At 63.6% G+C, this 5,175-nt stretch carries 3 protein-coding genes; all 3 read right to left on the bottom strand.

Features of this window, described 5'->3' with window-relative positions; translation table 11 throughout:
• On the bottom strand, positions 1-1,718 hold a 1,718-nt coding region (locus ACRAWE_RS24315; protein WP_432526011.1), incomplete at its 3' end, for a S8 family serine peptidase.
• A 117-nt stretch (positions 1,719-1,835) separates the two neighbouring features.
• Positions 1,836-4,856: an autotransporter outer membrane beta-barrel domain-containing protein gene (locus ACRAWE_RS24310; protein ID WP_432526012.1), complete on the bottom strand. Its 3,021-nt coding sequence runs from the start codon at positions 4,854-4,856 to the stop codon at positions 1,836-1,838.
• A gap of 196 nt (positions 4,857-5,052) precedes the next feature.
• On the bottom strand, positions 5,053-5,175 hold a 123-nt coding region (locus tag ACRAWE_RS24305; protein WP_211130855.1), incomplete at its 5' end, for an autotransporter outer membrane beta-barrel domain-containing protein.

The raw sequence follows: 5,175 nt of genomic DNA, 5'->3' as shown, positions 1-5,175 counted from the left end.
ACCGCCACCTCGCCGCCGCCGATCGTCGCCGAGCCGCTGCTCTGGATCCGATCGCTCTGGCCGTTCGGGCCCACTTCTACCGCGTAGCGCGACCCCGGCTCGAAGCTGACGTTGCCGGCCACGTTCAGGGTGCCGATCGAGTTGCCCGGCGCCACGGTGCCGCCACTTCGTGCGGTCAGCGAACCGACCGTGCCGCTGCCGCCGACGATGCCGCCGTTCTGCACGCTGACATCCGAGGTGACCGAGCCGTTGACTGCCAGCCGCCCCTGATTGACCAGCGTCGGGCCGGCATAGGTGTTGGTGCCGGTAAGGATCAGCGTCCCTTCGCCGGATTTGATTAAACTGCCCTGATAGAGCCGCTGCTGATAAGCCATCTCACGCGCTACGCCAGTCGTGTACTCCGATTGTTCCTCTACGCTGGCAGTGGCCGCCAATCCATGTTGCCACCCTTTTTCCTGCAACGTTTTCAGCCAGGCATCGTGTTCAGCACCATCCTCCAGCCGACGCTGTTGCAATGCCGTATCGCTGATGTTGTTGCTCCAGGTATCGGTGATCCCCGACGGCAGATTGGCGTCAAAGCGGCCCAGCAGCTGCCCCGGCCCCCCCATCGCATTTTTCAAATTAGGCAGTCCCCAGCCGGTAGCGGCAATCGGCGCGGCACTCATTTGCCCGGCGATCTGTTCGGCAGTGGTGAACAGCACCGACAACGCCTGCTCATTGGTCATATAAGGAAAACGCGCCATGATCAGCGCCAGCGCGCCGGTGGCGTGCGGTGCCGCAGCAGAGGTGCCGTTGAAGGAAGAATAGGTGCCATTCAAACCGGTACTGGTGACAATTGTCGGTGCCGCCACGCACCAATACTTCGCGACGCCACATTGGTTGTAGATCTGTGTACCGTTCTCACGCATGCCGCTTACCGCCAACCAGTGACCTTCCAGCTCCGGTCGAAAATAAGGCAACGCCGAACGTACGCTGGCATTTCGGTAACCGCTGTTACCGGCGCTAAAGACGTTGATTACCCCTTCGCGCGATACCTTCGCCGCCGCATCCAGCCAGGTGATCTTCCCGAAATGCTGGGCATAAGCCGCCTGCAGGCCTCCCAACGTATCGTAAGAGACATCTTTAGGTTGGCTGCCCCAGCTGTTGTTAATCATTCGCACGCCAGCATCCTGCAGTGCGTTATATACCGCAGTGAAATAGTTAGCGTCCGGTTTAGGGCCGAACAGGAAGCTGTCGTTCTGATTAGTATTGCCGACATAAATTTCCGCGCCGTAAGCCACACCGTGCATACCAACGCCATCTCGACTGGCGCCGATAACACCGCTCACTTTGGTGCCATGCGAATCATTGTTATCGTTTTTTAGGCCCGACACGCTAAAAACCGCACCGTCGAGATAATGGCCGTTGGCGGTGACCGAATGAAAACGCGCTGGATCGAATTCGGGGTGTACGCTGTCAAAACCGGAGTCCAGAATACCGACCTTCACTCCGGCGCCGTTGACCCCCAACGCATAGGCATCTTCGGCATGCATGCCGCCCAGCCCCCATCCCGTCTGAAATTCCGGCGTACGCCAACTGGCCGGATCGCCCGCCTGGCCGTTCTCTATATAGGATGCAGCCTGCGCATACCCCGTCAGCGCCATGCAGCAGACCAGCGCGTTCAGCCGCCACGGTGAGCGACGGCCGCTCCCTTTGTAACCCGAATTCACAGTTGCCATTCTCTTACCTTTTTTTATCGGCCGCAGCCCTGCCAAAAGCCACGGCACGTGATGAGCAGGAAGCGAAAAAGGAACCGCCCACAGGCGGTTCCATCGCAAAAAGTGAGATGTCTGGAATCAGAAGCGCCAGGTGAAGCCGGCGTTGACGCTGTTGTCCTGATGGCGCTGCGACAGCAGCCCGCCGTAGCCCAGCGACAGCGTGGCGTTCTCGTTCACCGCCACTTCCGCCCCCGCCTTCAGCACCATCCCGTCGCGCGAGACCGGCACGCTGTCCACCACGAACGGCGCGTTGCCGCCGTTGAACCGCAGACCCGTGCCACGCTCCACTCCGCCGTACTGGTGTTGCCACCCCAGCTCGCTGCGCAGCGCCACCGTCGTGCCCGGGTTCACCTGCCATGCGGTGTCCGCGCGCAGGCCCAGCGTCGACACCGTCGCATCGGTATGCTGCTTGTCCCCGCGCAGCGCCGCCGCGCCGCCGCTCTCCCCGATGCCGTTGTTCTCGAAGTTCACGTACGCCAGGTTCACGAACGGCTCCAGGTTCAGCCACTCCCCTTTCACGCTGTAGCCCGCTTCCGCGAACAGCTGCTCGGTGCGCGCGCTGTACTTCGCCGTGTCACGGTCCGACTGCATTCCGTAGTTCACCGACCGTTTGGTGTCGATGCGGTGCCAGGTGTAGCCCGCACCGCCGCGCAGCGCCAGCGCACCGAACTGCTTGTCGCCGTACGCCGCCAGGTGGTAGTTGTCGCTGTCCGCCTTCGCCCCGTACCCGCCGTGCAGCGAGGTGCGGGTGTAGCCGGTCGCTACCCCCAGCCGCCCGTCGTCCGCAACCGCCGAGTCCAGCCCGACCAGCACCCCGTAGGTCGAGGCCTGGTAACCCGTAGCGTTGGCGTCGCCCGACGCGTGGTCCCACGCCCCCAGCAGCTGCGCCCAGGCTCCGCCCTCGTCCGCCTTGATGGCCGACGAACTCGCCAGCCCTTCCGCCTGACGCAGACGCCCGTTCAGCGCCTCACGCAGGTAGCGGCTGTCGTTCACCAGCGCCGACGCGATGTCCGCATGGATTTGCCCCGACAGCTGACGGAACGCCTGCCGCGCCTCGCCCGCCGTGCCGCTGTTGAGAATGCTCTCGTAGACCGGGTTGCCCGCCGCCAGCGCATCCGCCGCCGCCGCGACCGCCCGCTCGTTCGACGTCTGCGCCACGCTGGCGAAGCTCGTGCCGTTGCGCCCGACGCTCAGCGTCACTCCGGTCGGCTGGTAGCTCAGCCCGGTGCCGAGGAACAGGTAGTTCGGTGCCACCGCATCAAACTGCCCGCTCACCCCCTGCTGCGCCGTCAGGATGTTGTACTGCTGGCCCAGCAGGCTGCGCACCTCGCTCTCCGTCAGCAGATTGGAACTGTTCTCCAGCGTCACCGCCACCTCGCCGCCGCCGATCGTCGCCGAGCCGCTGCTCTGGATCCGATCGCTCTGGCCGTTCGGGCCCACTTCTACCGCGTAGCGCGACCCCGGCTCGAAGCTGACGTTGCCGGCCACGTTCAGGGTGCCGATCGAGTTGCCCGGCGCCACGGTGCCGCCACTTCGTGCGGTCAGCGAACCGACCGTGCCGCTGCCGCCGACGATGCCGCCGTTCTGCACGCTGACATCCGAGGTGACCGAGCCGTTGACTGCCAGCCGCCCCTGATTGACCAGCGTCGGGCCGGCATAGGTGTTGGTGCCGGTCAGCTCCAGGGTGCCCGCGCCCTCTTTGGTCAGGCCGCCGTGGCCGGAGATGTCGTTGGAGTAGGTTTCCCATCCACAGTGGAAGTCATCACATTTCCTGGCGTGCAGCGTACCGGCATCCACCTCGGCGCCGATCCCCGGAATATTGGCGACAAACTGGGTCGAGCCATAGGCCACGCCCGTCGGATCCGGGATGCGGAATTCTGCGGGAATATCCTCAACGGTATAGAACATGCCCGGGCCTTTGATGGCCTTGCCCAGGTTGATCATCCCCCAGCCGTAGAGCGCGTCGATGCCCGGCGCCCCCATATCGGTGGCGGTGGTTTTCAGCACGTCGGCAATCTGCGCCGAGGTCATGTACGGGAAGCGCTGCAGCAACACCGCCACCGCACCGGTCACGTGCGGCGTCGCCATCGAGGTACCGTTTTTATTGCCGTAGTCCGAAACCAGATGGGCCGGATCGGAGCCGTTGGCCACGGTGCTGTAGATTTTGCTGCCCGGTGACGACACGCAGAAGCTGGCGGTATAGCCGCAGCGGGAAGAGAAGCTGCTGATGGTGTAAGGCACGCTGTTGCTCGATGCCGCATCCTGCGCCACGCTGGCGACCGACAGCCAGTTCGGCGCGATATCCGGCACAAAGTAGGCCAAGCCGCTGATCACGTCCGGCTGGTTGTAGTTGCCGTCGTTGCCGGCGGCGAACAGCACCAGAATATTCTTGCGCGCGGCGTCGATAGCGCCCTGATAACCTGCGCCGGCCAGGCTGCCGAGCAGCGGTTTGACCTGATCGAACTGTTCCTGCGCATCCTTCAGCTCAAAGTGCAGCGCATTAGGATCGCGGCCGCCGTCGGACAGAAAGTCGGGAATGCTGACGCCCCAGCTGTTGTTGATCACCCGCGCGCCGCTCTTGATCATCGCCTGCCAGCCGGCATTGGTGACGGCGCCGTCCAGACCGAGGAATTCTCCGTAAGCCGGGCCGTCGTTGTCGTTATCGACGCTGATCACCTGCGAATCGAAGGCCACGCCGTGCATGCCGGTGCCATCGCGGTTGGCCGCGCTGATCCCCGCGACGTGCACCCCGTGGTTGCTCAATGTCGCCCCGCTATAGAAATGGAAGGTGCCGTCGAAGTAAAAGCGATCGCCGGCGTTGATCCCCGGCCGGTGCGGGTCGGTATAGGCGCGGTAGCCTTCGGTGACGACGTTGATCAGTTTGCCGTCGCCGGCGAACTCGGGATGGTGGTTAACCGGGGTGTCGAAAATGCCCACCTTCTGCCCTTTGCCGGTATAGCCGGCGGCGTAGGCCTCATCGGCATGGATCGCCCCCAGCCCCCAGTTGGCATTGAACTCGGCGCTGCGCCAGCTGGCCGGATCGCCCGCCTGGCCGTTCTCTATATAGGTTGCGGCCTGCGCATACCCCGCCAGCCCCATGCAGCAGACCAGCGCGTTCAGCCGCCACGGTGAGCGACGAGCCTTTCCTTTGCTATCAAAACCCATTGTTGTTGTCATTTCCTTACCTTTTGCTTGTTATTGGCCGACGCCCCAGGTGCGTCGGGTTCTCATTAGCAGGATGTGAAAAAGGAACCGCCCGCAGACGGTTCCCGTACAAGGATTGAGAAGAAGCGTCTTAGAAGCGCCAGGTGAAGCCGGCGTTGACGCTGTTGTCCTGATGATGCTGCGACAGCAGCCCGCCGTAGCCCAGCGACAGCGTGGCGTTCTCGTTCACCGCCACTTCCGCCCCCGCCTTCAG

Origin of the sequence: Serratia sp. BFP-2025 (assembly GCF_050880365.1) — a bacterium.
GTDB classification, from domain to species: Bacteria; Pseudomonadota; Gammaproteobacteria; order Enterobacterales; family Enterobacteriaceae; genus Serratia; species Serratia surfactantfaciens.
Note: the sequence above shows the minus strand (reverse complement) of the source record. Positions and strands in the feature narration are given on the sequence as shown.